The sequence below is a fragment of the Azospirillum argentinense genome (assembly GCF_000632475.1).
In the GTDB taxonomy this organism is placed as follows: domain Bacteria; phylum Pseudomonadota; class Alphaproteobacteria; order Azospirillales; family Azospirillaceae; genus Azospirillum; species Azospirillum baldaniorum.
In genome coordinates, this window is the sequence record NZ_CP007794.1 from 825,654 (window position 1) to 851,294 (window position 25,641).

Below are 25,641 nucleotides of genomic sequence, written 5' to 3' on the forward strand. Positions count from 1 at the left end.
AGTCCAGGACGGACGCAGCGGCGGCGGAGGGAGGGAGCAGCCGGTGAAGGCCATCATCGAGGGCGTGCGCATCGCGGGATTCCGGGCCGCCGTGCCGCCGCACCGCCATTCCTTCCTGGAGGACCACTCCCTCTTCACGGCGGAGGAAGCGGAGAAGCTGTTCGCCACCACCGGCGTCTACGAGCGGCGCATCGCCCCGCCGCACATCTGCGCGTCGGACATGTGCGTCGCGGCGGCGGAAGGGCTGCTCGCCCAGCTCGGCTGGGACCCGGCCAGCGTCGACGTGCTGGTATTCGTGTCGCAGGACCCCGACTACAACGTGCCCGCGACCTCCTGCGTCATGCAGAAGCGGCTGGGGCTGGGGACGGGGGCAGCCTGCTTCGACGTCAATCTGGGCTGCTCCGGCTTCGTCTATGGGCTGTGGATGGCCGGGCGGCTGCTCGGCGGGTCGACGGGCCGGCGGGCCATCGTGCTGTGCGGCGACACCAGCTCGCGCCACCTCGTGCCGGGCGACCGCTCCACCCTGCCGCTGTTCGGCGATGCGGGCGGGGCCGTGGCCCTGGAGGTCAGCCAGGGGGCCGCGCCGATCCATGTCGTCGTCGGCACCGACGGCGGCGGGGCCAAGAACATCTGGGTCAAGGCCGGCGGGCGCCGCAACTCGCTGGTGCCGGGACGCGAGCCCTGGCCGGCGGAGAAGCAGGAGCAAATGTTCACCGACTCGCGCCTGTCGCTGAACGGGGCGGAGGTCTTCGCCTTCACGCTGCGCGCCGTGCCGCCGCTGATCCGCGAGACGCTGGAGTTCGCCGGCGTGGGGGTGGAGGACATCGACCTCTGCGTGATGCACCAAGCCAACGCCTTCATGCTGGAGCATCTGCGCAAGAAGACCAAGTTCCCGTCGGAAAAATTCCTCGTGGACATGCACGATTTCGGCAACACCAGCTCCGCCTCGATCCCGCTGGCGGTCAGCCACCGGCTGGGCGAGGCGCTGTCCACCGGCACGCGCAAGATGCTGCTGGCCGGTTTCGGCGTCGGCTGGTCCTGGGGCGCCGTGGTCGCCGACGTCGGGCCGATCCCCGCCCCGGCGGTGCAGGAGATCCCCGACGACTTCCCCTTGCTGACCCCCTGAGCCGCCGGACCATGCGCAACCCGCTCGACCTCACGGGACGGCGCCTGCTGGTGACCGGAGCCTCCGCGGACAGCGACATCGGGCGGGAGATTTGCCGGACGCTGGCCGGGCTGGGCGCGGCCCTCACCCTGGTCGGCCGACGCGCCGACGCTCTGGAGGCCACCCGCGCCCTGCTGGACGGGCCGGAGCGGCACAGCGTCGCCCCCTTCGACCTGACCGACCTCGACGCCATTCCCGGCTGGATGAAGGGGCTGGCGGAGGCCGGTGGTCCCTTCGCCGGTCTGGTCCATTCCGCGTCGGAGCAGGGTTACTCCGTGCTGAGGCAGGTCAACCGGGCGCAGTTCGACCGCTATTTCACGCTGAACGTCGGGGCGTCGCTGATGCTGGCGCGCGGCTTCCACCAGAAGGGCGTCTTCGCGCCGGGCGGCGGGTCGATCGTCTATGTCGGCTCGGTCGCCGGGCTGAAGGGTCAGAAGGGCCGCTCACTCTACGCCGCGAGCAAGGCGGCGCTGGTCTCGATCGCGCAGTCCTTGGCGCTGGAACTGGCCGACAAGCGCATCCGCGTCAATGTGGTGGCCCCGGCGGTGGTGCTGGGCGCCAAGGCGGAGAAGCAGTTCGCCATGCTGCCGGTGGAACAGAACGCCGCGCTCGCCGCCGCCCACCCGCTGGGCTATGGCGCACCGCAGGACGTGGCCGACGCCGTGGCCTATCTGCTGGCCGACAGCGGACGCTGGGTGACCGGGACGGTGCTTCCGGTGGACGGCGGCTTCACCGCGGGGTGACCGCGTATCGCCATTCTTTCCCTCGCCCCTCCGGGGAGAGGGTTAATTTGAACTCCGGACCGCTGCTATGGCCTCCGCCAGAGCCCGCGCGATGCGCAGGGCGCCCTGACCATCGACGATCCCCGCCAGCTTGCCCGCCATGGCCCGCCGCCGCGCCGGATCGGTCCATAGCGCCAGCGCCACGTCCGCGATCCGCTCCGCCGCCCCTGGGGTCTGCCCGGCCACCAGGGCGCACCAGCCCAGCGCCTCCGACTGGCGCGCGGCCTCCAACTGGTTGTCGGCGATGGTGACGAGGACGGCGGGGGTGCCTATGGCCGCCAGTTCCCCCGTCGTGGTGCCCGCCGCCGAGACGGCCAGCCCGGCCTGCGCCATCAGCTGCCCCATGCGCGGCGTGTCGCGGTGCAGCCGGACGCTGTCTTTGAAACGCTCCGCCACGGCCTCCACCACCCCCGTGTCGCGCACCGCCCCGCCGACCGCCACATCCATCCGGACACCCGGCGGCAGGCGGGGCGCGAGCCGTTCGATCACCGGAGCGGTCAGCCCCAGCGGGTCGGAGCCGCCGAAGGTGACCAGCAGGCCGCGGCGTTCCTCCAGCGGTGGCTTGACCGCCGCCGCGGCCTCCCGCACCTCCCGCCGCAACGGCGCGTGGGCGGGGCCAAGCAGCAGCCGGGCGTCGGGGTTGCCCTTGCGGTAGGGCAGCGATGCGGCGTCCGGCGCGGCGTTGACGATCAGTCCGGCGTGGATCGGCTCCCCCGTCCCGGCGTCGTCGAAGGCCAGGATGGGCAGCCCCGCCTCGGCCAGCCCGGCCCGCCAGCCTTCGGAGAATCCGTAACCATCCAGGACGATGGCGGCGGCGCCGGCTTCCCCCGCGATGGCGCGCGTCGCGGCAAGGTCGGCGGCGCTGCCGGGAGCCGCGTCGATCCGGTGAACGGCCATGTCGGCCGAGCGCAGACGCACTTCCAAAGCCGATGGCAGGCTCGCCGCGGCGAACAGGGCGTCGCCTCCCAGCTCCTGCACGGCCTCCGCCACGGCGAGGCAGCGCATGACGTGCCCGGCCCCGATGGAGGCCCCGGCGTCGGCGCGGAACAGCACCCTCACGGGCCGTCTCCCGGCCTTCAATGCAGGGTCGGCGCGTTCGGCCCGGTGGGGCGCAGCCGCGTGCGGGCCGAGGACAGGCAGAAGGCGTGCCAGTAGAGCGCGACGAGGGCGCCCGGCATGCTGTCCAGCTCATGCCCCGGCAAAGCGGTGATGTTCGCCGCGTGGGCCATGGCGGCGTTGGCGGCGTTGAGGCTGTGCTGCGCCGCCGGACCGATCAGCGCCAGCGTCTCCGCCAGCGCGCGGGCGTCGAGGCGCAGGGTCGCCGGGGCGACGGTCACCTGGGCGGTCCCGTCGCGCAGGCGCCCGATGGCGAGGTAGGCCTCCAGAAGGTCCGGCCGGTCCTCCGGACGAATCACCGCGGCGACCACGCGGTTGCCGGTCAGCGGGCCGGTGCCGTCGAACTCGAACACCACGGCGCGCTCGGCTTGCCGGGCCTCGGCCAGGGCGGCGGCGCGCTCCCCGGCGGAGACTCCGGCCAGCCGCATCGCCTCCTCGAACATCTCCGGACGCCCGCCGCCCTCGGCGTGGACAACCAGCGGAGCGTCCATCGTCGCGGCGATGGCAAGACGGCGCGCCATGATGTTCACCGCCTCCTCGGCCGCGTCCTCCGGAAGCGTGTCCTGCAGAAGCTCCGCTCCCTTGCGCAGCATCACCTCGGCGAAGCTGATGTCCGGGGCGGTGTCTGGGGTCATGGCGCGGTCTCCGTCGAAAAGGGGTCGGCTGTTGTACGCCAGCGTCGGGCGGGTTCTCAATGATCGCCGCCTTCAATGATAACCGCCATCAATGATAACCAATGGCGCCCGTCACCTTGCCGCGGAAAACCCAGTAGCTGTAGGCGGTGTAGATCAGGATCGTCGGAATCAGGAAGGCCATGCCGATCAGCAGGAAGACCTGGGTTTCCGGAGGGGCCGCCGCCTGCCACACGGTGATTCCCGGCGGGATCAGCACCGGCCACAGGCTGATCGCCAGCCCCAGGTAGGACAGGGCGAACAGCCCCATGGCAAAGGCGAAGGGCAGCACCTCCCGCCCCTCGTCCAGCGCCCGCCACAGGCCGAAGGCGAGGAAGCCGACCATCAGCGGCACCGGCGACAGCAGCAGGATGTTGGGAACCGAGAACCAGCGCGCGGCGATGGAGGCGTCCAGGAAGGGCGTCCACAGGCTGACCGCCGCGACGAGAACCAACACCACGATCAGCAGCCGCCGCGCCACGCGGAAGCACCAGTCCTGCAAAATCCCGATGGTCCGCCAGATCAGCCACGTGCTCCCCAGCAGCGCGTAGCCGGCGATCAGCGCCACGCCGCAGAACAGGCTGAAGGGGGTCAGCCAGTCCAGCATGGTCCCGGCGAAGTTGCGCCCTTCCACCTCGATCCCCTGGATGAAGGAGCCGAGAACCACCCCCTGCGCGAAGGTGGCGAGCAGCGAGCCCAGAAAGAAGGCCTTGTTCCACAAATGGCGGCTGCTCCGCGCCTTGAAGCGGAACTCGAAGGCGACGCCGCGGAAGATCAGGGCGATCAGCATCAGCAGCAGCGGCAGATACATCGCCGGCAGGACGATGGCGTAGGCGATGGGAAAGGCCGCGAACAGCCCCGCCCCGCCGAGGATCAGCCACGTCTCGTTGAAGTCCCAGACCGGCGCCACCGAGTTCATCATGACGTCCCGCGCCTCCTCGCTGGGGGCGAAGGGGTAGAGGATGCCGATGCCAAGGTCGAAGCCGTCCATCAGCACATACATGAAGACGGCGAAACCGACGATGGCGACCCAGGCGAGGGTCAGCAGGCTGCCTTCCATGGACGTCACTCCGCGGGTTCGATGGATTCACCGGGCACCGACAGGGGCCGCTTCGGCTGGTGGCCCTGCGCCACCGCCGGAACCTCCAGATCCTCGTCGTTCAGCCGCGCCGGGCCGATAGTCAGCAGACGGAACAGATAATAGGTCCCGGCCCCGTAGATGATCGCGTAGACCACCATGAACACGATCAGCGAGGTCAGCACCGCGCCGCCGGTCAGGGCCGGGGTGACCGCGTCCGCCGTGCGGATCATCCCGTAGACGACCCAGGGCTGGCGCCCGATCTCGGTGGTGAACCAGCCGGCGAGTATGGCGATGAAGCCCAGCGGCATGCAGCCGACCAGGACCTTGTGGAACCAGTGCGGGCTGTAGAGTTTCCCGCGCACCCGCTGCACCAGATGGATCAGCGCCACCGTCAGCATGACCATGCCGATCCCCACCATGATGCGGAAGGTCCAGAACAGGATTTCCGGGTTGGGCCGGTCCGCCACCGGGAAGTTCTTCAGACCGGGAACCACCCCGTCCCACTCGTGGGTCAGGATCAGGCTCGACAGGGCGGGAATGGCGATTTCCGCGTGGTTGGTCTCCGCCTCGTTGTCGGGGATGGCGAACAGGATCAGCGGTGCCCGCGCCCCGCCCTCCCAATGGCCCTCCATCGCGGCGATCTTGGCCGGCTGGTGCTCCAGCGTGTTCAGCCCGTGCAGGTCGCCGAGGAATATCTGCAAGGGCGCCAGAATGGTGATGAGCGCCAACGACATGCTGAGCCCAACCCGCGCGTGTTCCAGGAAGCGGTTGCGCAGCAGATAGAAGGCGCTGATGCCCGCCACCACGAATCCGGTGGTCAGGAACATCGCGGTCAGCATGTGGGCCAGCCGGTAGGGGAAGGAGGGGTTGAACACCACCGCCCACCAGTCGGTGACGAAGAACCGCCCGTCGCGCAGTTCCGCCCCCGCCGGGGTGTGCATCCAGCTGTTCGCCGAGAGAATCCAGAAGGAGGACAGCACCGTCCCGGTGGCCACCAGAACCGCCGCCAGGAAATGGATGCCCCGCGGCACGCGGTCCCGCCCGAACAGGAGGATGCCGAGGAAGGCGGCCTCCAGGAAGAAGGCGGTCACCACCTCGTACTGGATCAGCGGCCCCAGAACGTTGCCGACGATGTCGGACCAGCGGCTCCAGTTCGTGCCGAACTGGTAGGTCATCACGATTCCCGACACCACGCCCATGCCGAAGGAAATGGCGAAGATCCGCGTCCAGAATTCCGACAGGCTGCGGTACAGCGCCTTGCCGGTGATCAGCCAACGCGCCTCCAGAACGGCGATCCAGCAGGCCAGCCCCACCGTAAAAGATGGGAAAAGAATGTGAAAAGAAATCACGAAAGCGAACTGGATTCGTGACAGAAGCAGCGGATCGAGGTCCATGGCCGCGGCCCTCCATTGACGCTCACAGGGCCGATTCCAGGCGGCCCAACCGACCCCCAACGCGGCCTGTCCCGGGGAGTTCCCATTTTCCGGCTGCGGATACTTTCTTTCCCCCCACCCCTTGAACCGCCGCCGCGACCTCTTATTTCTAAGCTCTTGCCGACATCCACACATTTACGGCCGGCCCTGGGCCACAGCCGATCTCAATCCCGCTCCGATGGCCCCGCCGGCCAGCCGGGCCGGGGTCCATCGGTCCATTGCAGGGTGTTTCCCGAGGATGCCGGAATCAGGAGAAGCTCTTTGACGGAACTGGCAGTTTCTGGCGAACCCCTCACCCTCTTTCTAAAAGAAACCCGCAAGTACGACTACCTCACTCCCGAGCAGGAACGCGACCTCGCCATCCGCTGGCGGGAGCGGCAGGACCGCCGCGCCCTCGACAAGCTGATCGGCAGCCACCTCCGGCTCGTTTTCAAAATGGCCCGCGGCTACCAGGGCTACGGGCTGCCGCTGTCCGACCTGATCGCCGAGGGCAACGTCGGCGTCATGCAGGCGGCGCAGAAGTTCGACCCCGACAAGGGATTCCGCTTCGCCACCTACGCGTCCTGGTGGATCCGCGCGGCGATCCAGGAATATGTGCTGCACAACTGGTCGCTGGTGAAGATCGGCACCACGGCGGCCCAGAAGAAGCTGTTCTTCAGCCTGCGCCGGCTGAAGGCGCAGTTGCAGGACGCCGAGAACGGCACCTTCGGCGGCGATCTGTCTCCGGAAGCGGTGGAGAGCATCGCGACGACGCTGGACGTCTCCCAGGCCGACGTGATCGAGATGAACCGCCGGCTGGGCACCGACCGCTCGCTCAACGCCACCCTGGCCGAGGATGGCGACAGCGAATGGTTGGACCTTCTGGCCGACGAGGGTCCCGACCAGGAGGCGATCCTGGCCGGTGCGCAGGAGCGCAAGCGCCGGCAGCAGTTCCTCAAGCTGGGGCTGGGCGTTCTCGACGACCGCGAGCGGCAGATCCTGGTGGCCCGCCGCCTGCGCGACGAGCCGCTGACCCTGGAGGAGCTGAGCCAGCACTTCCACGTCTCGCGCGAGCGCGTGCGCCAGCTCGAGGTGCGCGCCTTCGAGAAGGTCCAGAAGGCGGTGATGGCCCAGGCCCGGCAGGTTCCGGGCACCACGGGCAAGGCGCTGCTGCCGGTGTGACCGGCGGCAGCCTCCCCACGGTGCGTTACGGCGTGACGAAGCGCGGCGGTTCCGGCAGCACGGAGGACCGCCGCCGCACGCCGCGCAACGCGTGATCCACCGTCGCGATCTGCTCCTCCACCGAGATCAGAATCTGCGACGTGACCTCCAGCGTCCGATCCTCGTAGACCCAGCCGTCCGGATGGCGGTCGCTCCAGGCGGCGACCGTCCGGTCGCGCTCGTGCAGCAGGCTGATGATCTGCGGCCGGAACAGCCGAAGCATCGCAGTAATCCAGCGGTTCGCCGGCCAGGACGGGCGGGCGTGATCGACGGTGAAGCTGTCGAGCATGCGGATCACGTCCTCGGCCCCGTACCACGTCTCCCCCGTCACCCAGCGGTTCGTCGTGAACAGGCGCACCGGCTGCCCCGCCACGTCCATGGCGATTCCCACCAAATGGGACAGCGCGTCGTTGGGGTTGTCCGGCTCCTCATAGTCCCGAAGCGGCACCGGCTCCATGCCCGGCGGCATCCCGAGCGGGCGCAGGAAGGTGTGGAAGTGCCCGTGCTCACCGTCGGGCCGCTCGTCCTCGGGATGGCAATGGTAATAGTACTGGGCGTGATACTCGGCGTCGTAGACGTCGCCCGGCGGGTAGTGGCGCCATTCGTAGAGCGTGCCATGCCCGCGCAGAAGCTCCCCCACCACCGTGTCGCCGGTCTTGGCGAGCACGCGCTGGCATTGCCGGACCTCCCGCGCGGCCTCCGACATCGCCTGCAATTCGTCGCGCGAAAGCTCCGAAAGCTCCATCATCGGATGCTCTGCCCCGTCAGCCCCTGCCCTTCCTGGATCCCTATTACGTATGAGGCTTTGTACGCATAGCAAGCGCTTTCCTTAACGGACGCCCGCCGAACGGCCACGGCCGGCATCCGCACGGAACACCGCCTCGCCGCGCCGCAGGGTCCAATCCACCAGCGCGCCTTCCACCTGACCCAGCGCCGTGTTGAAGGCGGCGATCACGTCGGTGAAATCCGACCCGCGCACCGGGACCACGGCGTCGAAGGTCTCGCCCGCCTCGATGGTCCGGTTGGGCATGGCGACCAGCTTGGCCGACAGCCGTACCCGCACCCGGTCCGGCGCCGCGGCGCTGGAGTCGCCGAATTCCGCCTGGAAGTCGCGCAGTTCGGTCTTCAGCAGGAAGTCGGAGCGCAAGCCCGCGGAATCCCGTCCGACCGAGACGATCCGCCGGCTGTCCTCGAAGGATTGGACGATCAGCCCCTGCACCATGTTCGGCGCCCGGTCGGCCCAGGACACCCCGGCGAAGTAGTCGAGCGCAGTGGCCGAGCGGGTGACCGCGATGCGCGGCGTGTCGATGCCGGCGCTGGCCGCCGGAGGCTCCACCAGCAATTGCCAGCTCACCGGCGGCAGCCCGGACTCCGCCACGGCCCCCGGCGTCAGCGTGTAGAGGCTGGGCGCGGTGGGGTTCAGCGCCGCGCAGCCGGTCATCAGGCCGACCGCCAGCAGCGCCGTCGCCGCCCCCTTCATCAAACGGCTCGTCACCAAGCGGTTCGTCATCGTCCACGCACCTCCACGCCCTGGCGGGTTCCGCCGAACAGGAAGTTCGACGGGTCGTTTTCGATCCGCGTCACGACGCGGGACAATTGCCCCGACAGGTCGCGCAACTGCGAGATCAACAAAGTCAGCTCATACAGCCCGCCGCCGGTGAAGTCGCGGATCGCCCCGCGGTTCTCCCCGATCATGGCGTTGAGCTGGTTGGCGGTCTTGTTCAGCGATCCGGCCAGCGTGTGCAGATCGCCGCTCACCGTCTTCATGCCGCCTTCCACCGCGGCCAGCGTGCGCTGCGCCTGGTCCATGGTCTCGCCGATCTGCGGCCCGACCGTCTCGAAGCCCTGGAGCGTCCGGTTGGCCTGGGCGAGCGTCGTGTCCAGCCCCTGGCTGGCGCGGGCCAGCTCACCGGTCAGGTCGCGGGTGTTCGCCAGGATCTCGGCGATGGCCGCTTGATTCTGCGGGGTCAGCAGGTCCGCCACCCGGTTGGTCAGGTCGAGCGCGCGGTTCAGAAGCTGCGGCGCGGCGTCGACGAAGACCGTCAGCGACGACGGGCGCGACGGGATCACCGGGATGCCGCCGTCATGCGCGGTGCGCAGAAGCTCGCTCATCTCCGTGCCGCCGGAAATCTGGACGTAGGCGCCGCCGGTGATGCCCTGGACCTCCAGCGAGGCGATGGAGTCGGTCTTGATCGGCGTGCCTTCCTGCACCTCGATCCGCACGCGCACGCGGCTGACGTCGTTGGGGTCCAGGCGGATGTCGGTCGCCGTGCCCACGGGGATGCCGCGGTAGCGCACCGGGCTGCCCTCCTGAAGGCCGGTCACCGAACCGGTGAAGTAGATGTAATAGGGCTGGCGCGTCTCCTCCAACTGGATCTTGGCGACCCAGACCGTGAAGACGAAGAGGCCGGCGAGCAAGGCCAACACGAAGCTGCCCACAAGGATGTAGCTGGTGCGGGTTTCCATGGCGTCCGGTCAGCTTTCTGCATGGCGCGCGGCGCGGCCGCGCGGTCCGTGGAAATAGTCGTGAATCCAGGGGTGCGGGTCGCGGAGATGCTCCTCCAGCGTGCCCACGCGAATCTTCTTGTCCACCAGCACGGCGATGCGGTCGCAGATGGAGGTCAGGCTGTCCAGGTCGTGGGTGACCATGAAGACGGTCAGCCCCAGGCTGCGCTGGAGGTTGCGGATCAGCTGGTCGAAGGCGGCGGCGCCGATGGGGTCCAGCCCGGCCGTCGGCTCGTCGAGGAACAGGATGTCGGGGTCGAGCGCCAGCGCGCGGGCAAGACCGGCGCGCTTGATCATGCCGCCCGACAGCTCCGACGGGAACTTGGCCCCGGCGTTGGCCGGCAGGCCGGACATGGCGATCTTGACCCGCGCGATCTCCGCCGACAGCGCCGCCGAGAGGTCGGTGTGCTCGCGCAGCGGGACCATGACGTTCTGCGCCACGGTCATCGAGCTGAACAGAGCGCCGTTCTGGAACAGCACACCGGTGCGCGCCTGGAGCGCCACCCGCTCCGATTCCGGCAGGCCGGCGGTGTCGCGGCCCAGCAGCTCGATCCGGCCGTCCGCCGGGCGGATCAGGCCGAGGATCTCCTTGAGCAAGACCGACTTGCCGGTGCCGGAGCCGCCGACCACGCCCAGCACCTCGCCCCGCCGCACGTCGAGGTCGAGCCCGTCATGGACCACCTGCGGGCCGAAGCGCGTGACCAGCCCGCGCACGCGGATCACCGCGTCCTGCGCACCGGTCCGTTGGTCATCGTCGAAAGGCGCCACGGTCCCTCACAGCCTGAGGAAGGAGAACAGGACGGAGAAGACCGCGTCCAGGACGATCACCAGGAAGATGGACTCGACCACCGACTTGGTGGTCAGCGTGCCCACGCTCTCGGCGCTGCCGGAGACCTTCAGACCCTCGTAACAGCCGACCATGGCGATCACCAGCGCGAAGACCGGCGCCTTCACCAATCCAACCAGGAAATGCGGCAGCGTGACGGCGCCGTGAAGCTGGCGGATGAATTGCCCGAAGGTGATGTCCAACGTCGCGTAGCTCATCACCGCACCGCCGAACAGCCCCATGATGTCCGCGTAGAAGGCCAGCAGCGGCAGGGTGATCATCAGGGCCAGCGCGCGCGGCACCACCAGAAGCTCCACCACGTCCAGCCCCAGCGTGCTGATGGCGTCCACCTCCTGGTTCACCTTCATGGTGCCGATCTGCGCGGTGAAGGCTGAGCCGGAGCGCCCCGCCACAATGATGGCGGTCATCAGGATGCCGATCTCGCGCAGGATCGACACGCCCAGCAGGTTGACCACGAACAGCTCCGCCCCGAAGCGGCGGAGCTGGTCCGCCCCCTGGAAGGCCAGCACCACGCCGATCAGGAAGGACAGCAGCCCGAGGATCGGCAGGGCGTTCAGCCCGGTCTGCTCGATGTGGAACATCACCGAGCGGAAGCGCAGCCGCCGCGGGTTGACGATGAGTCGCCCGAAGGTGATGGCGATGAGGCCGAGGAAGGACAGCAGGTCCCGCCCCTCGCGCAGCCCATCGACGGCGGTGCGCCCGGTGCGCTCCAGCATGTCGAGGATGGGGCGGTGCGTCTGCGCCCGCTCGACCGGCGGGGGGCCGACCTCGCGCACGGCGTCGAACAGGGCGGCGTGCTCCGGGCGGATGGCGGCCAGATCGACGCCGTGGCCCGCCGCCTTCAGCCGGTCGGACAGGGCGGACAGCAGATAGGCGCCGACCGTGTCCATGGCGTCCAGCCGCGACAGGTCGAGGCTGACCGCCCCGCCGCCGTCCAGCGCGAAGCCGTCGAGCGTGCCCGAAAGCCCACCCGCGGCCTTCAAATCCCAATGGCCGAGAGCCGCCAGCCGCCACTCACCGTCGCCGGCGCGCGACGATTCCAACCACGCCCTTTCGCGCGCCATGCCCCGTCCTGCCCTTCCCTTCCGGTGCCGCCATGCGGCGATGCTCATGCTTATGGAGAGGAACTTGGCCGCAAGCCCCCCCGATGGTCAACCTCAAGCCGGGGAAAAACAGCCGCACAGCGGTGGTTTGCACGCGGAGGTCCGCCCCGATAGTATGGCGCCGCCGTTGCACAGGAACCTTTTCACCATGCCGAACCCCATCAACCTGAAGAACCACATCCGCGGCATCGCCGACTTCCCCAAGCCCGGCATCCTCTTCTACGACATCTCTCCGCTGCTGGCTCACGCCGAGGCGTGGAAGGAAGCGGTGGACCAGCTCGCCGAGGCGTTGCGCCCGCACAAGCCGGAACTGCTGGTGGGCATCGAGTCGCGCGGCTTCCTGATCGCCGCCCCGCTGGCCCTGGCGCTCGGCACCGGCTTCATCATGGTGCGCAAGCACGGCAAGCTGCCCGGCGACAAGGTCGCCCATTCCTACGACCTGGAATACGGCACCGACACCATCGAGGTTCAGGCCGACGCCGTGAAACCCGGCCAGCGCGTGGTCGTCCTCGACGATCTGCTGGCGACCGGCGGCACCATGGCCGCGGCGATCAGCCTGCTGCGCCGCGTCGGCGCCGACGTCCGCGCCGCCGCCTTCCTGGTCGAGCTGACCTTCCTCAACGGCCGCGACAAGCTGGACGTGCCCAGCGTCTCGCTGATGAGCTACGATTCGTAAAAGAGCCTTCCGGAAAGGCGTCTGCCCATCGTTTGGGCACCCTCTCCCGCCCCGGGAGAGGGTGGCGCCGAAGGCGCCGGGTGAGGGTCGCCCGAGGATCAGACACCAACCTGTTGCCGGTACCCTCACCCTTCCCGCGCGTTGCGCGGGCCCCTTCCCTCTTCCGGGACAGGAGAGGGAACATCGCGACGGCCATCCATCGGTCATGGCACAGCGCTTGCGAGAGTTGCCGGTCACAGTTGCTCGGCAGGGCGCCCCATGACCCATATGGCCCCGGTGATTCTCGAACAGCCGCCCCTCCTGGCCGTCCGGCCTCCCGAAACCGTTTCCATGCGGACGCGCGACGGTGTGCGTCTGGACGCCGACCTCTACCGCCCCGACGGAGTCGGCCCCTGGCCCGTTCTGCTGCTGCGTCTGGCCTGCGGGCGGCGCACGGCGATGACCAGCCATTACGCGCACCCGCGCTGGTACGCCGCCCGCGGCTACGTCGTCGTGGTGCAGGACGTGCGCGGGCGCGGCACGTCGGAGGGACGGTTCCGCCCCTTCGAGGCGGAGCGCGAGGACGGCGCCGACGCGGTGGCCTGGGCGGCTTCCCTGCCCGGCTCCAACGGCACGGTCGGCATGTACGGCAGCGGCTACGCCGGGATGGCGCAGCTTCTGGCCCTGGCCGAGCGGCCCGCCGCGCTGCGCGCGGTGGTTCCGGCGCTGGCCGGCTGGGATGTCTTCACCGACTGGGCGACGGAGGGCGGCGCCTTCCGGCTGGCCGACGCGATGGGCTGGGCGCTGCACTGCGCGGCGGAGTCCGCCCGCCGGCTGGAGGATGGCGCGGCCTACCGCGCGCTTCTGGAGGCGATCCGCAGCCTGCCGCTGGACGACGAGATTCCGTCCCGCCCGCGGGTGCTGCGGGACTATGCGCGGCACTGCCATTACGACGACTGGCTGACCACGCCCGGCCCGGGCGGAAGCTGGGACGAGCTGTCTCCCCGCCACGCTCTCTCCGGCGGGATCGGTGAGGTCTCCGTCCTTCAGATCGGCGGCTGGTACGACCCGCGCCTGACCGGCACGCTGGAGGCGCACGACGCCTTGTCCGCCGGCTGCGATGGCACCGTCCGCCTGCTGGTCGGTCCCTGGGATCGCCATGGGGTGGCGGTCCATGCCGGGCTCGACAGCCCGAAGCCGTCTGACGTGCCGTCCTTCGACGCCCTGCAACTCGGCTGGTTCGAGCGCTTCCTGAAAGGGGAGATGAACGGCGCGGAGCGCGGCGGCCCAATCCGCCTGTTCGACGTTCTGGAGCGCCGCTGGCGCGACCTGCCGGCCCTGCCGCCCGCCGCAAGGCCCCTGCATCTGTCGAGCGACGGACTCGCCACGCGGCGCGGCGGCGCCCTGCGCGACGACGCCCCGGACGAAGCGTTCCTCGACGTGCTGGTCCACGATCCGCGCGATCCGGTGCCCACCGTGGGCGGTCACGCGGTACCGGACGCCGGCCCGCGCGACCGCGCCGCCGCCGACGCCCGCCCCGACGTGGCGGTCTACGACACCGCTCCACTCTCGGCGCCGCTGACATTGTCGGGATTGGCCGCCCTGGAAATCTGGGTGGAGGCGGACGCCCCGTCCTTCGACGTCAGCGCCGTCCTCTCCGCCGTGCTGCCCGACGGGCGCGTCCTGCCGCTCAGCCAGGGCCACGCGCGGGTGGAGCCAGGCGGCGAGCAGCGTCCCATGCCGGTGGCCCTGCGCGCGCTCTGCGCGACTCTGCCCACCGGAAGCGCGCTGCGCCTCAGCCTCGCCGGGTCCTGCTTCCCGGCCTATCCCATCAATCCGGGGACGGGGGCGGAGCCGGGCGAAACCCGGCTGGTCGACGCGCAGCCCATCACCCTGCTCATCCACGGCGGCGGCGCCCGCCCGTCGCGCCTGCTGCTGCCGGCCCGAGGCTGACCGTCAGACCCCGTCAGGGGCGCCGGCCGTAGCCCTCGTCATGGTCGCCGCCGAAGCCGTGCTCATCCTCGTCGGCCGGCTCGAAATCGCGGAGGGCGCGGGCGGCGCTGCGCAGGCACAGGTTCAGGCTGCGGTCGAGCAGGCGCATCATCAGGTCGCGGAACGGCGTCTTATCGCCGAGCGACCAGGCGCGCTCGACCATCGCGGCGTACATTTCGCGATCCTCTTCGGTCACCACCACCGGCGGGAAGCCGGCGCGGTTCAGGATCAGGTTGCACAGCAAAAGCGCGGTCGCGGCGTTGCCCTGGAAGAAGGGGCGAACGCTCATCAGCCGGTGGTGCGCCTCGAAGGCGGCCTCCGGCCCCGCTTCCGTCCGGCGCAGCCAGCCCGACAGCGCCGACATCGACACCCGCACCTTCGCCGGATCGGGAGAGGCCCCGGCGTCGTCCTTGAGCGCGCCGTCCCGGTAGCGCCCGGCGTTCGTGTCGATCCCCTGATAGAGCACGCCGTGGAAGGCCGCGATCGTGCGCTCCGTCACCACCCCACCACCCTGGAAGGACAGGCGGGCCATCAGTTCCAGCGCGGCGCGGTGGTTGAGCGCGAGGCGCTGCGGCTCGGCCGGACGGCTGCGCAGCACCGCGCCGCGGTCCAGCACCATGCGGATGTCGTCGGGGGACAGCTCCACCCCCTCGACGAGGAGGCAGGCGGTGGTCAGGCCGCGCTCGAAGCGGTCGGCCAGATCGCGGACCACCGTCAACGGCATCGGCCGGGCGTCGTCCAGAACCCGCTTCTTTTCCAGAATATCGTCCAGCAGCGCCATCGTCCCGAACTCCGCAGATCCCGTGCATTTTCATAATGCCTGGACGGCGCGCGGGGAAGCACATCCTTTGCCGGCCCACAAGGTCAACAGGGTGCGGCGCAACCTCCGGCCTGCGGTTTTTTGCCGCTTGTGCCGCCGCGGTTGCCGGTTTTAACATCGCAATACAAGATTTCCGCGCCCCCTATACTCGCCTGACCCGGCCCTCTGAAAGGATTGATCCGATGCAACATGTTGCCTGGGATAAATCGATGAGCGTCGGCGTCGAAATTCTCGACGACGACCACCGAAAATTGCTCGACATGTTCAACCGGCTGCTGAAGGCCGGCATCGCGGAAAAGGACCGTGCCAGCCTGTCCGGGCTGCTGAGGGGCTTGCAGGAATACACGACGGTGCATTTCAAGCGGGAGGAGGCGCTGATGGAGCAGCAGGGCTATCCCGGCCTCGACGCCCACCGGGCCGCGCACCGCTATTTCATCGACGAGGTGCACAAGCTGACCTTGGACGATGACGACAGCAACGAGATGATGCTGCGCATCGACCTGATCCTGCTCCTGAAGGAATGGTTCATCGAGCACATCCAGTCGGTGGACAAGCAGTACAGCCCCTTCATGGCCGAAGACGCCGGCACCACCGCCCGCAGCACCACCGCCCATTGAGCGCACGCGCGAAAGCCCCCGCACCGGGTGGAGCGGGGGCGTCTCGTCAGTGCCTTGGAGGCCGCACCCGATCAGAAGGCCGTATCAGAAGGCCGCCGTATCAGAAGGCCATGGTGCCGCCCGGCTCGCGAAGGCGCAGGTTGTTCTGAACGTGACGGACCCCGGAGATGGCGTCGGCCAAGTCCTCGGCCCGCCGCTTCGCCATGCGATCGTCCACCGTGCCGTCCAACGTGACCTCGCTGCCCGACACGGACACCGTGATGTCCGAGGCGTCGAGATAGGGGTCCTCGGTCAGCCGGTCGTTCAGATCGTCGCGGATACGCTCGTCCGACCGGGTGTAGCCCCGTGGGCCGCGGCCGCGGAACTGGGCGCGCCGCTCGTCCTCCTGACGGCGGCGTTCGGCATCGTCGTTGCCGAACCAGGAGGCGACCTCGTCACCCGCCTGCTCCCAGAAATTGCGTTCCCGCGCCATGCCGACGGGCTCATCGCGATAGCGCTCATCCCGCATCCTCTCACCCCGCGTCCGGTCATCCCACCCGCGGTCGTCGCGATGCCATCCGCGCTCGGCATGGCCCCAGTCGCTGCCCCAGCGGCGGCTGGGATCGCGTCCGCCGGAACCGCCGCTTTCATAGTCACTCCGGGGATAACCGCCTGCGCCGTAGGCGCCACGCCCAAATTCGTTGCGGTCTCGGACGTCGCGGCGGTCGTCCTCGTCCACGTTGCGGGCCTCGTCCTTCCATCGGTTCTCGTATTGAGACATCGTGCCAGACTCCCGTTCGCCGTTGCCCGCCGCCCCTCCGGACGGCCCTTTTCTCAACAGGACGGCGCTGGGCTGCGTTCCCCTTTCGGCGCATCGCCGGAGTGCCCGCACAATCTGGCACGCGGATTGCTGCATTGCACACAGTCATCCACGCAGCCTTGGCCCCGGTCCTCCCTTCGGACCGGGGCTTCTTTTTTCCGGGAGGGGAGTTAAGCCGCGTTGACCCAGTGGCGGATCGGGCTGCGCGATAGGGCGGAGTTGCTGTAGGCAGCCCGATGCGTGATCTCCGCCCCCACCCAATCGGGAAGCGGAACGACCTGATCGGGATGGGACAGTTCGACCTCGGCGATCACCAGACCGGCGTTCTCGCCACCGAAGACATCGATTTCCCAACAGAGGCCATGATGGTGGGCAAGGTAGCGGGTCTTCTCGATCAGCCCGCGCCGGCAACTGTGGCGCAGCAGGCCCAGGGCGAGGTCGAGGGGTATCTGGTGTTCGACCTCCTCGCGGCACAGGCCGCGGCGGGGGCCTTTGACGGTCAGCGTGGCGTCCGGACCGGCCACCCGGACCCGCACCGTGCGGCCATCGTCGGAGGGCAGATAGCCCTGGACGATGGACAGGCCGTTTCGGCACAGGGGACGGATGTCCCTCCGCACCAGAAAGCGCCGTTCGATCTCAACCGCCATGATATCCGCCTTTCGGCATATCGGACGCCGCTGAGGATAATCGCCCGCAACGCCGCGGCGCAACCATGCCTCATACGCATGAAGTCCATTCCTGCGTTGCGGTATTACCATTTGGACACATCATCGAACAAGCGCCCACGACGCGGTTCCCGACGCTCCGTGGTGGGAGCGGCCACCCGTTCTGGGGTAGCATGCCGCCATGGCACAAGACTTCGCACCCTGGCTGATCCTGTTCGCCCTTTACGGCGCGCCCCTCCTCCATGTGATGCTGTCACGGCGCGGCGGTCCGTGGCGTCCCCCGCCCGGCACGCGCTGCCCCTTCGGCCCGCGGGCCGGCTGGGTGGTGATGGTGTTGATTCTGGGGCCGATCGGCTGGCTGATGTTCGTCATGCGCAACGGGCGCCGTTCCCGTCCCGGCCGCAGCCCCGGAGCGTGACGCCCAGGGGCCGGTGGCGGAACGGGAACGGCGCCCGCGCGTTGGATTGCCCGGACGGGTTGCCCGTCAGATGCGGCCCATCAGCAGCAGCACGATCAGGACCAGCAGCAGCACGCCGAGGATGCCGCTCGGGCCATAGCCCCAACCGCGGCTGTGCGGCCAGGCCGGAACCGCGCCGATTAGAACGAGAATCAAAATGATGAGCAGAATGGTGCCGATGCTCATGATGTCCTCCCAAATGTGGAGCTTTCGCTGAGAAGAACGCGAGCTTGGCCGGCTGGTTCCTGACCTCCTCCTGTTCTTTGGCGCCCGTCATCTCCATTCGGGGAAGCGACGCCCTACCCTTCCGGTCTTTCCTCAAATCACGTTTCCACCGGCCCTCCACCCGCTCAGAAGGGCGGTCCGGCGCGGCGACTCGGGCGTTCCCACACCTTCGCCAGCAGCGCCAGCTTGCTCCGGCCCGGCAGCCGCTCGTCCGACAGCGCCTCCAGGAAGTCGGCCAGACGCTTGGAGCGCATCACGCTGAAGGCGATCAGGCCGACCGTCGCCAGCAGGATGAATAGGAAGAACAGAATGCGCGCCGGCAGCGGGTCGTCGGCCATGGCGAGCAGGTTCATGCCGAGGAAGCCGGTGACCAGCGTGCCAATGGTGCTGACCACCGTGACCACGGTCAGCCGCAGCACCGTGTTGGCCTGCCGCCGCAGCCCGTCGCTGTCGAGGTAATCAGACATGTCCTGAACCTCGTCCCGCACCTCGGCGTAAAGGCGGTCGGTGCCGAGATGCCCGGCCCACAGGCGGAACAGGTCGCGCAGCGGCCCCTGGATCGACAGCTCATGGAACCAGTAGCGGTGGGTGAAGCGCAGGAAGATCTCGAACACCTGCCGGATGTCGCGCTTGAACCGCTTCACCGACTCCACGGTGCCGATGTCGAGCTGGCTGACCGCCAGCACCAGCCGGTCGGACAGCATCACCAGCGCCGCCCGGTGGAAATGCACGACCAGCCCCAGCAGGAAATACTGGTGCCGGAACTGGCCGAGCAGCCCGGTTTCCGCGTCGGTGAAGAAGGCGTCGCCCTCCGGCCCCACCATCACCAGCGAATGGCCGCAGCACAGGATGCGGCTGCGCGTCCAGGCGCCGGGCGCCCGCGGGTCCCAGTAGCGGTCGTAGCAGTAGCGCTGCTCGAACCCCTCCAGGAAGGCGGGGGCGAAGGGCATCACCTCGCTGGGTCCTAAGCCAGGGGACGTTGCGAAGCCCAGCCGCACCCAGTCCGCCCGTTCCAGCCGTTCCGGCTCGTCCAGCGACAGATAGGCCATGGCCGGCATCCGCTGATATTCGAGCTGGCGGTAGCGCAGCAGCCCGGTTTCCTCCGAATGGTGGTGGACCAGGGGGCGCAGAAGGAACGACCAGTGGGCGGCGATGCGCGGTGCCCGGTGGCGGCACACGAAGGACAGGTAATCGGCCTTCCGCTCATAGTCGGAAACGGCGAGCACGGCGCCGTCGGTGCCGATCCATTCGACGCGGTGCGGGCATTGCGCGGCGCTGCCGTCCGGTTCCCAGGCGGGGGGATAGGTGCGGCCCAGCCGGAACAGCGTGTCCTGCACGCGGTCCAGCGGCAGGTCCTCGCCGAACAGCTCGACGACGAGGATCGCCACATCGACGTCGTGGAAGAAATGCAGATCGACATGGGCGATGGCGAAGCGCAGCGGCGCCTGCCCCCGCCGCAGGGTGACCGTCAGCGCCGCCACGTCGCGCCGCCGGAAGACGCGGATCGGAGAACCGCCATAGCCGGGCCGGTGGTCGCGCGATTCCCCCTCGCCATAGAGGAAGCGCTGCACATAGGGCAGGAAGGACACAAACTCGCTGTAATGGCGCTCGCTGAATTCACCAGGGTCCTGGGTGAACTCGTCCGCCACCTCCTGCCAGGGGCAGCCCGGCCCGCCCAGCCATTCCCAATGGTTTTGGATCTGCGCGCCCGCCTTCAGCGGCATCAACTGCACCGGCCACAGCAGGATTTCGCGAAACCGGCGCACGCGGATCGGGCTCTCGTCCATGGCGCCCCTCCCCCTTGTCCTTCTTTTCCCACATCCTAGCAGAGTCCGGACCGGCGAAAACGCCGCACCAAGATGGGATTGCCGGGCGTTCGCACCACCCAATCGAACCGGACCATTAACCAGGACGAAAGCCCGGCCCTGGTAGCGTCCCCCGTTCAGATCATGCGCCGGAGGAGGATTCATTTGCCGATGACGCGCCGGATCGGGCTGTTCCTGTTGGTGGCCGGGCTGGGAACGGCCACGTCCGCCCTGGCCGTGGAGGCCTCTGTCTCCAAGGCTGTCTCCGACACCGTCTGCGCCGGCGAGGGCGCCGGGCGGCGCTGCACCGTGTCCGCCGTCCAGCCCTTCCCCGACAACCGCGGCGGCCTCGGCGAGCTGAGCATCAGCGCGGTGCGCGACGCGGCCTGCACCTCCCTCTACATCGTGTTCGACGAGCCCATAGCGCTCGCCCACCCGGTCACCCTGGCGGTGGACGGCGCCCCGCTACAACGTTTCTACACGCCGCGCCAGCTTTCCGACCTCGCCGATGCGCTCGATGACGCAGGCCCGACCGACACGGCACCGGAAGGGGGGCCGCCCGAATTCACCCGCTTCCTGAGTCAGGTGGCCGAGGGCGCCGTCGCCGACGAGGACGCCGGTACGGAAATGCTGAGGCGCTTCGCCGCCATCAAGGAACCACAACGCATCGGCCTGACCTGCGGCCCGATGGAGCGCCTGATGCCGCTGATCCGCTCGGACCGCCCGCTGCGGCTGGAGTTCCAAAAGCAGGCCGGCGGCGCGACGCAGGTCTATCACTGGCCGCGGCTCGACCGGCGGACCGTGGAGTTCCGGTTGGGCGGCCTGCTGGAAGCGCTGGACCGGGCCATGCCCGGCTCCTGACGGCGCCGCCAAGGAACGCCGTTCGGGGTACCCATTCCAGCCGCTTGACCGCACCCACTCTTTGCCGTCCGACTCGCCCCATGAGGATGAATTCGGTGAAGGCGGTCCGGGCAAGCGGCTGTCCGACTTGAGAGCGCGCGCCGTCATCCCCATCCTGTCAAGGCAGGACCCACCCATCGAAGACGGAGGAGAGCGGAGCGTGTTCGGCTTTGCGCGCAAACTGTGGTCGGACCAGGAGCCCGTCGCGAGCCATGTGCCGCGGGGCGTGCGCGTCTACGCGGTGGGCGACATCCACGGACGCCTGGATCTGCTGGACCAGTTGCTGGCGCAGATCGACCGCGACGCCGCGAGCGGCGCCGACCTCGTCAAGTATCTGGTCTTCCTCGGCGACTATGTGGACCGCGGTCCGGACTCCGCGATGGTCATCGAACGGCTGTGCCGGGAGCCCCTGCCCGGCTTCGGCGCCATCCACCTGCGCGGCAACCACGAGGCCGCGATGATGGACTTCATCGAGAAGCCGGAGGCCGGGCCGGACTGGCTGGACTATGGCGGGCGGGCGACGTTGGCCAGCTACGGCGTTCCGGCCCCCGTCGAGGGCGCCCCGCCGGAGCATGTGGACGAAGCCCGCCAGCGCTTCGCCGCCGCCCTGCCGCCCCATCACCGGGCCTTCCTGGCCGGGCTGCGCTCCAGCGTCGCCATCGGCGACTATCTGTTCGTCCACGCCGGTATCCGCCCCGGCCTGCCGCTGCACCGCCAGCGGGACGAGGATCTGCTGTGGATCCGGCGGGAGTTCCTGACCTCCCACCTCGACCATGGCAAGCTCGTCGTGCACGGCCACACCATCGTCGAGCAGCCGGACATCCGCTCCAACCGCATCGGCATCGACACCGGGGCCTACGCCTCCAACCGGCTGACCGCGCTGGTCCTGGAGGGCGGCGAGCGCCGCTTCCTCTGCACCATCTGACGCCTCACGGCGTGGCGGCCTGACGGCGCCAGTCCTTGAGGAAGTCGAGGAAGGCGCGCAGCGACGCCGGAGGCTGGCGGCGCGAGGGGTAATAGAGGAAGGGGCCGGGAAAGCTCTGGCTCCAGTCCTCCAGCACGGCGACGAGACGGCCGGCGGCGATGTGCTCGCGCACATACTCATCGAAGGTCATCAGGAACCCCAACCCGTCCAGCGCCGCCCGCAGCTGGATGCCGGTGTGCCCGGCGTGGAAGGGTCCTCCGGGCTGGATGCGCACGATGCGGCCGTCCTTCTCGAACTCCCAGGGCGGGTGGGCGCCGCTGGCGTAGACGGTGGAGACGCTCGGCTTGCCCAGCAGGTCCTCGGGCCGTTCCGGCACCCCGAAACGGTCGAGCACGGACGGCGCGGCGCACAGCACGAAGCGCTGCGGCGGGCCGAGCGGCACCGCGATCATGTCCTGCGCCAGGTGTTCCTCGTAGCGCACGCCCGCGTCGTAGCCCTGCGCCACGATGTCGATCAGGGCGATGTCCACGGTGATTTCCAGTTCCACATCCGGAAAGCGGGTCAGGAAGGGCGTGACCATCGGGGCCAGCACGAGATCGACCGCCGGGGCCGGCGCGTTGATGCGCAGCCGCCCCGCCGGCCGCCCCTGGCGCTCCCGCAGGTCGGACAGGGCACCGGCCACCTCGCCCAGCGCCGGTTCCAGCCGGCGCAGAAGCTGCTCCCCGGCCTCGGTCGGGGCGACGCTGCGGGTGGTGCGGTTCAGCAGGCGGACGCCGAGATGCTCTTCCAGCTCCCGCATCCGCTGGCTGAGGCTGGAGACGGACACGCGCTGCTCCAGCGCCGCGCGGCGGAAGCTGCGATGGCGGGCGACGGCGGCGAAGGCTTGCAGGTCGCGCAGGTCGGTGTCGTCCATTCCCGGGTTCCGATTGTTCGATGCCGTGAACAGCCCGTTCGGCATTGTCCAGCTTATCGGATCAATGGCGCCGGGTCATCATCCCCGGGTCATCATTCAGGGCAAGGCGGCGCTGGAACGGCGCCGCGACGGACGGAGAGGATCAGGAACATGGAACAGCGCACGCTCGGGGCCGCCGTCCCCGTCAGCTCGGTCATCGGTCTCGGCTGCATGGGCATGTCGGACTTCTACGGCCCCGCCGACCAGGAGGAGAGCATCGCCACGATCCACGCGGCGCTCGACGCCGGGATCACGCTGCTCGACACCGGCGATTTCTACGGCATGGGGCACAACGAACTGCTCATCCGCGACGCCCTGCGCGGGCGCGACCGCGACGGGCTGCTCATCAGCGTGAAGTTCGGTGCCCTGCGCGATCCGCAGATGGGCTGGAACGGCTACGATTCCCGCCCGGCGGCGGTGAAGAACTTCCTGACCTACTCGCTGCGCCGGCTGGGGGTGGACCACATCGACATCTACCGCCCGGCGCGGCTCGACCCGAGCGTCCCCATCGAGGACACGGTGGGCGCCATGGCCGACATGGTGAAGGCCGGTTACATCCGCCACATCGGCCTGTCGGAGGTCGGCCCGGACACCATCCGCCGCGCCGCCGCGGTGCACCCGATCAGCGACCTGCAGATCGAATACTCCCTGATCTCCCGCGGCATCGAGGAGGCCATCCTGCCCACCTGCCGGGAGCTTGGCATCGGCGTCACCGCCTACGGCGTGCTGTCGCGCGGCCTGATCAGCGGTCACTGGAGCAAGGACCGCACGGGCCAGGACTTCCGCAGCCGCAGCCCGCGCTTCCAGGGCGAGAATCTGGACCGGAATCTGGCGCTGGTCGAGCGTCTGCGGGAGATCGCCCAGCGCATCGGCGGTTCGGTCGCCCAGGTCGCCATCGCCTGGGTGGCGGCTCAGGGCCACGACATCGTCCCGCTGGTCGGCGCCCGCCGCCGCGACCGTCTGGCCGAGGCGCTGGGGGCCCTGGACCTCACCCTGTCGGCGAAGGATCTGGCACAGCTGGCCGAAGCCCTGCCTCCCGGCGCCGCGGCGGGCGAGCGCTACCCGGCGGCGCAGCTCGCCCATATGGACAGCGAGACGTACAAGAAGCCGTAAGGTTTGCCCCCACCCCGGCCCTCCCCCGCTTTCGCGGGAGAGGGAGATTTATCCCCTCCCCTGCGAAGCGAGGGAGGGTTTAGGGAGAGGGCACCAGCGCCGACGCTTTACCCCTCGACCTGCACCACGCGCAGGTTGTTGGTGGTCCCCGCCTTCGCGAAGGGAATGCCGGCCACCACGACCATCTGGTCGTTGGGCTTGGCGAAGCCCTCCTCCTTGGCGAAGCCCAGCGCCCGCTCGACCATTTCCTCGTAGGTGTGGATGTCGGCGGACAGGACGCTGTGCGCGCCCCAGAGCAGGGACAGGCGGCGCGACACCGCGGCGTGCGGCGTGATCGCCAGGATCGGCACCGCCGGACGCCGGCGGGCGATGCGCGCGGCCGTGGTGCCGCTGGAGGTGTAGGCGACGATGGTCGATGCGTGGATCACCTCGGCCAGATCGGCGGCGGCGGCGGCCACCGCGTGGGGCGCGGTCTGCTCCTCGCCGGGGTCGGACGCGTCGATGATCGAGCGGTAGAGCTTGTGCTGCTCGGTGCTGCGGATGATGCGGTCCATCATCTCCACGGCCTCCACCGGGAAGGCGCCGCTGGCCGATTCCGCCGACAGCATCACCGCGTCGGCACCGTCATAGATGGCGGTCGCCACGTCGGACGCCTCGGCCCGCGTCGGGGTCGGCGCGTTGACCATGGAATCGAGCATCTGCGTCGCCACGATCACCGGCTTCACGGCGAGGCGGCAGGCGCGCACCAGCTCCTTCTGGCGGCCCGGCACCTCCTCGTGCGGGATCTCGACGCCCAGGTCGCCGCGGGCGACCATGACCGAGTCCGACAGGCGGATGATGTCGTCGATGCGGTCAAGCGCCGCCGGCTTCTCGATCTTCGACATCAGCCCGGCGCGGTCGCCGATCAGCCCGCGGGCCTCCAGCAGGTCGGCGGGCTTCTGCACGAAGGACATCGCCACCCAGTCGACGCCCAGCTCCAGCCCGAAGGCGAGGTCGACGCGGTCCTTGGCGGTCAGGGGCGACAGCTCCAGCACCGTGTCGGGCAGATTGACGCCCTTGCGGTTGGAGATGGTCCCGCCGATCACCACCTTGGCGTCGATGTAGTCGTCGCCCAGCCCGGTCACGGCGACGCGCACGCGCCCGTCGTCGATCAGCAGATTGTGGCCCGGCATCACCGCCGCGAAGATTTCCGGATGGGGCAGCGGGATCGCGGTCTTGTCGCCGTCGGCGCCGGACAGGACGAAGCGGATCGATTCGCCGGCGGCGACGGTGATCTTGCCGTCACGGATGGTGCCGACGCGGATCTTCGGTCCCTGCAGATCCTGAAGAATGCCGATGGGGCGGCCCATCTCGGCCTCCAGGGCGCGGATGGCGGCGTGGACCTTGGCGTGATCCTCGTGCGTCCCATGGCTGAAATTCAGGCGGAAGGTATCGACGCCGGCCAGGAACAGCCGCTTCAGCATCTCGGGCGTGTTGCTGGCGGGACCGACCGTGGCAACGATCTTCGCGCGGCGGTGACGACGCATATAATTTCGGCCTCTTGGGGCCGCCTCCTTGATGGAGTGTCGAACGGCGGGCATGCCGGGTGGGAAGCGGGCGGTCATGGAACCGCCCGGCTGCCGTTCACATTGGTGGGTAACGGCCCGCTGACAACCACCGAGCCCGCAATAATGCCCGGCTGTGGCAGAGCCGCCGTCGCCGGGCCGGTTCCCGCGTCCGTTCGCACCCCAATCATCATCGAACCGTCAACGAACGGTCACGCAAGGCCGCCACTGTGGGCTCGGGCGCTGGGCCGCTTCGCCAACTCCGACGG

The 25,641-nt window shown here is 69.2% G+C and carries 26 protein-coding genes; 10 read left to right on the forward strand and 16 right to left on the reverse strand.

The window, feature by feature from the left end; translation table 11 throughout:
- The first annotated feature begins 43 nt into the window (after nucleotides 1-43).
- Both ABAZ39_RS17905 and ABAZ39_RS17910 read left to right on the forward strand, forming a co-directional pair.
- Entirely contained in the window at nucleotides 44-1,126 is a 1,083-nt protein-coding gene (locus tag ABAZ39_RS17905) for a 3-oxoacyl-ACP synthase III family protein (protein ID WP_040134232.1), read from the forward strand.
- An 11-nt stretch (nucleotides 1,127-1,137) separates the two neighbouring features.
- Nucleotides 1,138-1,908: an SDR family NAD(P)-dependent oxidoreductase gene (locus ABAZ39_RS17910; RefSeq protein ID WP_040134233.1), complete on the forward strand. Its 771-nt coding sequence runs from the start codon at nucleotides 1,138-1,140 to the stop codon at nucleotides 1,906-1,908.
- A gap of 42 nt (nucleotides 1,909-1,950) precedes the next feature.
- Here the strand turns inward: ABAZ39_RS17910 and pseG are convergent, their stop codons facing one another.
- The 4 genes from pseG to ABAZ39_RS17930 form a co-directional block, all read right to left on the reverse strand.
- On the reverse strand, nucleotides 1,951-3,006 hold the full coding sequence (gene pseG / locus ABAZ39_RS17915; RefSeq protein ID WP_081863129.1) for a UDP-2,4-diacetamido-2,4,6-trideoxy-beta-L-altropyranose hydrolase: 1,056 nt from the start codon (nucleotides 3,004-3,006) through the stop codon (nucleotides 1,951-1,953).
- Between the two features lie 17 nt (nucleotides 3,007-3,023).
- Nucleotides 3,024-3,698 (reverse strand): hypothetical protein, encoded by a 675-nt coding sequence (locus ABAZ39_RS17920; protein ID WP_051658223.1) that lies wholly within the window; start codon nucleotides 3,696-3,698, stop codon nucleotides 3,024-3,026.
- 88 nt (nucleotides 3,699-3,786) lie between these two features.
- Entirely contained in the window at nucleotides 3,787-4,794 is a 1,008-nt protein-coding gene (gene cydB / locus ABAZ39_RS17925) for a cytochrome d ubiquinol oxidase subunit II (protein WP_040134234.1), read from the reverse strand.
- Between the two features lie 5 nt (nucleotides 4,795-4,799).
- Nucleotides 4,800-6,209, reverse strand: a complete 1,410-nt coding sequence (locus ABAZ39_RS17930; RefSeq protein WP_040134235.1) for a cytochrome ubiquinol oxidase subunit I — start codon at nucleotides 6,207-6,209, stop codon at nucleotides 4,800-4,802.
- Nucleotides 6,210-6,509: 300 nt separating this feature from the next.
- Here ABAZ39_RS17930 and rpoH point away from each other — a divergent pair, with 300 nt between their 5' ends.
- On the forward strand, nucleotides 6,510-7,409 hold the full coding sequence (gene rpoH / locus ABAZ39_RS17935; RefSeq protein ID WP_040134236.1) for an RNA polymerase sigma factor RpoH: 900 nt from the start codon (nucleotides 6,510-6,512) through the stop codon (nucleotides 7,407-7,409).
- Between the two features lie 25 nt (nucleotides 7,410-7,434).
- Here rpoH and ABAZ39_RS17940 read toward each other — a convergent pair whose 3' ends face one another.
- The 5 genes from ABAZ39_RS17940 to ABAZ39_RS17960 form a co-directional block, all read right to left on the reverse strand.
- The gene (locus tag ABAZ39_RS17940; RefSeq protein WP_040134237.1) at nucleotides 7,435-8,196 is read right to left on the reverse strand and encodes a DUF6969 family protein; all 762 of its coding nucleotides are present in this window, start codon (nucleotides 8,194-8,196) and stop codon (nucleotides 7,435-7,437) included.
- Nucleotides 8,197-8,277: 81 nt separating this feature from the next.
- Entirely contained in the window at nucleotides 8,278-8,958 is a 681-nt protein-coding gene (locus ABAZ39_RS17945) for an ABC-type transport auxiliary lipoprotein family protein (RefSeq protein WP_040134238.1), read from the reverse strand.
- Nucleotides 8,955-9,914 (reverse strand): MlaD family protein, encoded by a 960-nt coding sequence (locus tag ABAZ39_RS17950; RefSeq protein WP_014198614.1) that lies wholly within the window; start codon nucleotides 9,912-9,914, stop codon nucleotides 8,955-8,957. Before ABAZ39_RS17950 ends, ABAZ39_RS17945 begins: the two co-directional genes overlap by 4 nt.
- 9 nt (nucleotides 9,915-9,923) lie before the next feature.
- Nucleotides 9,924-10,721 (reverse strand): ABC transporter ATP-binding protein, encoded by a 798-nt coding sequence (locus ABAZ39_RS17955; protein ID WP_014198613.1) that lies wholly within the window; start codon nucleotides 10,719-10,721, stop codon nucleotides 9,924-9,926.
- A 6-nt stretch (nucleotides 10,722-10,727) separates the two neighbouring features.
- Entirely contained in the window at nucleotides 10,728-11,864 is a 1,137-nt protein-coding gene (locus ABAZ39_RS17960) for an ABC transporter permease (RefSeq protein ID WP_040134239.1), read from the reverse strand.
- A gap of 199 nt (nucleotides 11,865-12,063) precedes the next feature.
- Here ABAZ39_RS17960 and ABAZ39_RS17965 point away from each other — a divergent pair, with 199 nt between their 5' ends.
- On the forward strand, nucleotides 12,064-12,579 hold the full coding sequence (locus ABAZ39_RS17965; RefSeq protein ID WP_040135479.1) for an adenine phosphoribosyltransferase: 516 nt from the start codon (nucleotides 12,064-12,066) through the stop codon (nucleotides 12,577-12,579).
- Nucleotides 12,580-12,909: 330 nt separating this feature from the next.
- Complete coding sequence (locus ABAZ39_RS17970) at nucleotides 12,910-14,511, forward strand: CocE/NonD family hydrolase (protein ID WP_247881714.1); 1,602 nt, start codon at nucleotides 12,910-12,912, stop codon at nucleotides 14,509-14,511.
- A 13-nt stretch (nucleotides 14,512-14,524) separates the two neighbouring features.
- On the opposite strand, the gene ABAZ39_RS17975 is transcribed toward ABAZ39_RS17970, so the two are convergent.
- On the reverse strand, nucleotides 14,525-15,331 hold the full coding sequence (locus ABAZ39_RS17975; protein ID WP_040134240.1) for a Fic family protein: 807 nt from the start codon (nucleotides 15,329-15,331) through the stop codon (nucleotides 14,525-14,527).
- Between the two features lie 221 nt (nucleotides 15,332-15,552).
- On the opposite strand from ABAZ39_RS17975, the gene ABAZ39_RS17980 reads away from it, so the two are divergent.
- The gene (locus ABAZ39_RS17980; protein ID WP_040134241.1) at nucleotides 15,553-15,987 is read left to right on the forward strand and encodes a bacteriohemerythrin; all 435 of its coding nucleotides are present in this window, start codon (nucleotides 15,553-15,555) and stop codon (nucleotides 15,985-15,987) included.
- A gap of 100 nt (nucleotides 15,988-16,087) precedes the next feature.
- On the opposite strand, the gene ABAZ39_RS17985 is transcribed toward ABAZ39_RS17980, so the two are convergent.
- Both ABAZ39_RS17985 and ABAZ39_RS17990 read right to left on the reverse strand, forming a co-directional pair.
- Complete coding sequence (locus ABAZ39_RS17985) at nucleotides 16,088-16,747, reverse strand: BON domain-containing protein (protein WP_051658226.1); 660 nt, start codon at nucleotides 16,745-16,747, stop codon at nucleotides 16,088-16,090.
- A 209-nt stretch (nucleotides 16,748-16,956) separates the two neighbouring features.
- Nucleotides 16,957-17,433 (reverse strand): CYTH domain-containing protein, encoded by a 477-nt coding sequence (locus ABAZ39_RS17990; RefSeq protein WP_040134242.1) that lies wholly within the window; start codon nucleotides 17,431-17,433, stop codon nucleotides 16,957-16,959.
- 199 nt (nucleotides 17,434-17,632) lie between these two features.
- Between ABAZ39_RS17990 and ABAZ39_RS17995 the strand changes: the two genes are divergently transcribed.
- Nucleotides 17,633-17,869 carry a hypothetical protein gene (locus tag ABAZ39_RS17995; protein ID WP_014198603.1) on the forward strand — a complete coding sequence of 79 codons (237 nt, stop codon included), beginning with the start codon at nucleotides 17,633-17,635 and terminating at the stop codon, nucleotides 17,867-17,869.
- 66 nt (nucleotides 17,870-17,935) lie between these two features.
- Here ABAZ39_RS17995 and ABAZ39_RS34390 read toward each other — a convergent pair whose 3' ends face one another.
- A complete protein-coding gene (locus ABAZ39_RS34390) occupies nucleotides 17,936-18,094 on the reverse strand; it encodes a DUF3309 family protein (protein WP_014198602.1) in 159 nt (52 codons plus the stop codon).
- Nucleotides 18,095-18,258: 164 nt separating this feature from the next.
- Complete coding sequence (locus ABAZ39_RS18005; protein WP_040134243.1) at nucleotides 18,259-19,920, reverse strand: CorA family divalent cation transporter; 1,662 nt, start codon at nucleotides 19,918-19,920, stop codon at nucleotides 18,259-18,261.
- Nucleotides 19,921-20,109: 189 nt separating this feature from the next.
- Between ABAZ39_RS18005 and ABAZ39_RS18010 the strand changes: the two genes are divergently transcribed.
- Nucleotides 20,110-20,799, forward strand: coding sequence for a hypothetical protein (locus ABAZ39_RS18010; protein WP_040134244.1), 690 nt, complete (start codon nucleotides 20,110-20,112; stop codon nucleotides 20,797-20,799).
- 199 nt (nucleotides 20,800-20,998) lie between these two features.
- Nucleotides 20,999-21,763, forward strand: coding sequence for a metallophosphoesterase family protein (locus ABAZ39_RS18015; protein ID WP_063922676.1), 765 nt, complete (start codon nucleotides 20,999-21,001; stop codon nucleotides 21,761-21,763).
- 4 nt (nucleotides 21,764-21,767) lie between these two features.
- On the opposite strand, the gene ABAZ39_RS18020 is transcribed toward ABAZ39_RS18015, so the two are convergent.
- Nucleotides 21,768-22,676, reverse strand: coding sequence for a LysR family transcriptional regulator (locus ABAZ39_RS18020; RefSeq protein WP_040135487.1), 909 nt, complete (start codon nucleotides 22,674-22,676; stop codon nucleotides 21,768-21,770).
- 150 nt (nucleotides 22,677-22,826) lie between these two features.
- Here ABAZ39_RS18020 and ABAZ39_RS18025 point away from each other — a divergent pair, with 150 nt between their 5' ends.
- Complete coding sequence (locus ABAZ39_RS18025) at nucleotides 22,827-23,828, forward strand: aldo/keto reductase (RefSeq protein WP_040134245.1); 1,002 nt, start codon at nucleotides 22,827-22,829, stop codon at nucleotides 23,826-23,828.
- Nucleotides 23,829-23,935: 107 nt separating this feature from the next.
- On the opposite strand, the gene pyk is transcribed toward ABAZ39_RS18025, so the two are convergent.
- Complete coding sequence (gene pyk, locus ABAZ39_RS18030) at nucleotides 23,936-25,354, reverse strand: pyruvate kinase (protein WP_014198596.1); 1,419 nt, start codon at nucleotides 25,352-25,354, stop codon at nucleotides 23,936-23,938.
- Nucleotides 25,355-25,641: the final 287 nt, after the last annotated feature.

What these genes read in the sequence shown, in the direction of transcription:
- ABAZ39_RS17995 (WP_014198603.1), top strand. Translation starts at nt 17,633, where the DNA reads ATGGCACAAGACTTCGCACCCTGGCTGATCCTGTTCGCCCTTTACGGC.
- ABAZ39_RS18020 (WP_040135487.1), bottom strand. Translation starts at nt 22,676, where the DNA reads ATGGACGACACCGACCTGCGCGACCTGCAAGCCTTCGCCGCCGTCGCC.
- ABAZ39_RS18005 (WP_040134243.1), bottom strand. Translation starts at nt 19,920, where the DNA reads ATGGACGAGAGCCCGATCCGCGTGCGCCGGTTTCGCGAAATCCTGCTG.
- ABAZ39_RS17990 (WP_040134242.1), bottom strand. Translation starts at nt 17,433, where the DNA reads ATGGCGGTTGAGATCGAACGGCGCTTTCTGGTGCGGAGGGACATCCGT.
- ABAZ39_RS17910 (WP_040134233.1), top strand. Translation starts at nt 1,138, where the DNA reads ATGCGCAACCCGCTCGACCTCACGGGACGGCGCCTGCTGGTGACCGGA.
- ABAZ39_RS17980 (WP_040134241.1), top strand. Translation starts at nt 15,553, where the DNA reads ATGCAACATGTTGCCTGGGATAAATCGATGAGCGTCGGCGTCGAAATT.
- cydB (WP_040134234.1), bottom strand. Translation starts at nt 4,794, where the DNA reads ATGGAAGGCAGCCTGCTGACCCTCGCCTGGGTCGCCATCGTCGGTTTC.
- ABAZ39_RS18025 (WP_040134245.1), top strand. Translation starts at nt 22,827, where the DNA reads ATGGAACAGCGCACGCTCGGGGCCGCCGTCCCCGTCAGCTCGGTCATC.
- ABAZ39_RS17950 (WP_014198614.1), bottom strand. Translation starts at nt 9,914, where the DNA reads ATGGAAACCCGCACCAGCTACATCCTTGTGGGCAGCTTCGTGTTGGCC.
- ABAZ39_RS17940 (WP_040134237.1), bottom strand. Translation starts at nt 8,196, where the DNA reads ATGATGGAGCTTTCGGAGCTTTCGCGCGACGAATTGCAGGCGATGTCG.
- ABAZ39_RS17930 (WP_040134235.1), bottom strand. Translation starts at nt 6,209, where the DNA reads ATGGACCTCGATCCGCTGCTTCTGTCACGAATCCAGTTCGCTTTCGTG.
- ABAZ39_RS17970 (WP_247881714.1), top strand. Translation starts at nt 12,910, where the DNA reads ATGCGGACGCGCGACGGTGTGCGTCTGGACGCCGACCTCTACCGCCCC.
- ABAZ39_RS17920 (WP_051658223.1), bottom strand. Translation starts at nt 3,698, where the DNA reads ATGACCCCAGACACCGCCCCGGACATCAGCTTCGCCGAGGTGATGCTG.
- ABAZ39_RS18010 (WP_040134244.1), top strand. Translation starts at nt 20,110, where the DNA reads ATGACGCGCCGGATCGGGCTGTTCCTGTTGGTGGCCGGGCTGGGAACG.
- ABAZ39_RS17960 (WP_040134239.1), bottom strand. Translation starts at nt 11,864, where the DNA reads ATGGCGCGCGAAAGGGCGTGGTTGGAATCGTCGCGCGCCGGCGACGGT.
- pyk (WP_014198596.1), bottom strand. Translation starts at nt 25,354, where the DNA reads ATGCGTCGTCACCGCCGCGCGAAGATCGTTGCCACGGTCGGTCCCGCC.
- ABAZ39_RS34390 (WP_014198602.1), bottom strand. Translation starts at nt 18,094, where the DNA reads ATGAGCATCGGCACCATTCTGCTCATCATTTTGATTCTCGTTCTAATC.
- ABAZ39_RS17945 (WP_040134238.1), bottom strand. Translation starts at nt 8,958, where the DNA reads ATGACGAACCGCTTGGTGACGAGCCGTTTGATGAAGGGGGCGGCGACG.
- ABAZ39_RS17975 (WP_040134240.1), bottom strand. Translation starts at nt 15,331, where the DNA reads ATGGCGCTGCTGGACGATATTCTGGAAAAGAAGCGGGTTCTGGACGAC.
- ABAZ39_RS17985 (WP_051658226.1), bottom strand. Translation starts at nt 16,747, where the DNA reads ATGTCTCAATACGAGAACCGATGGAAGGACGAGGCCCGCAACGTGGAC.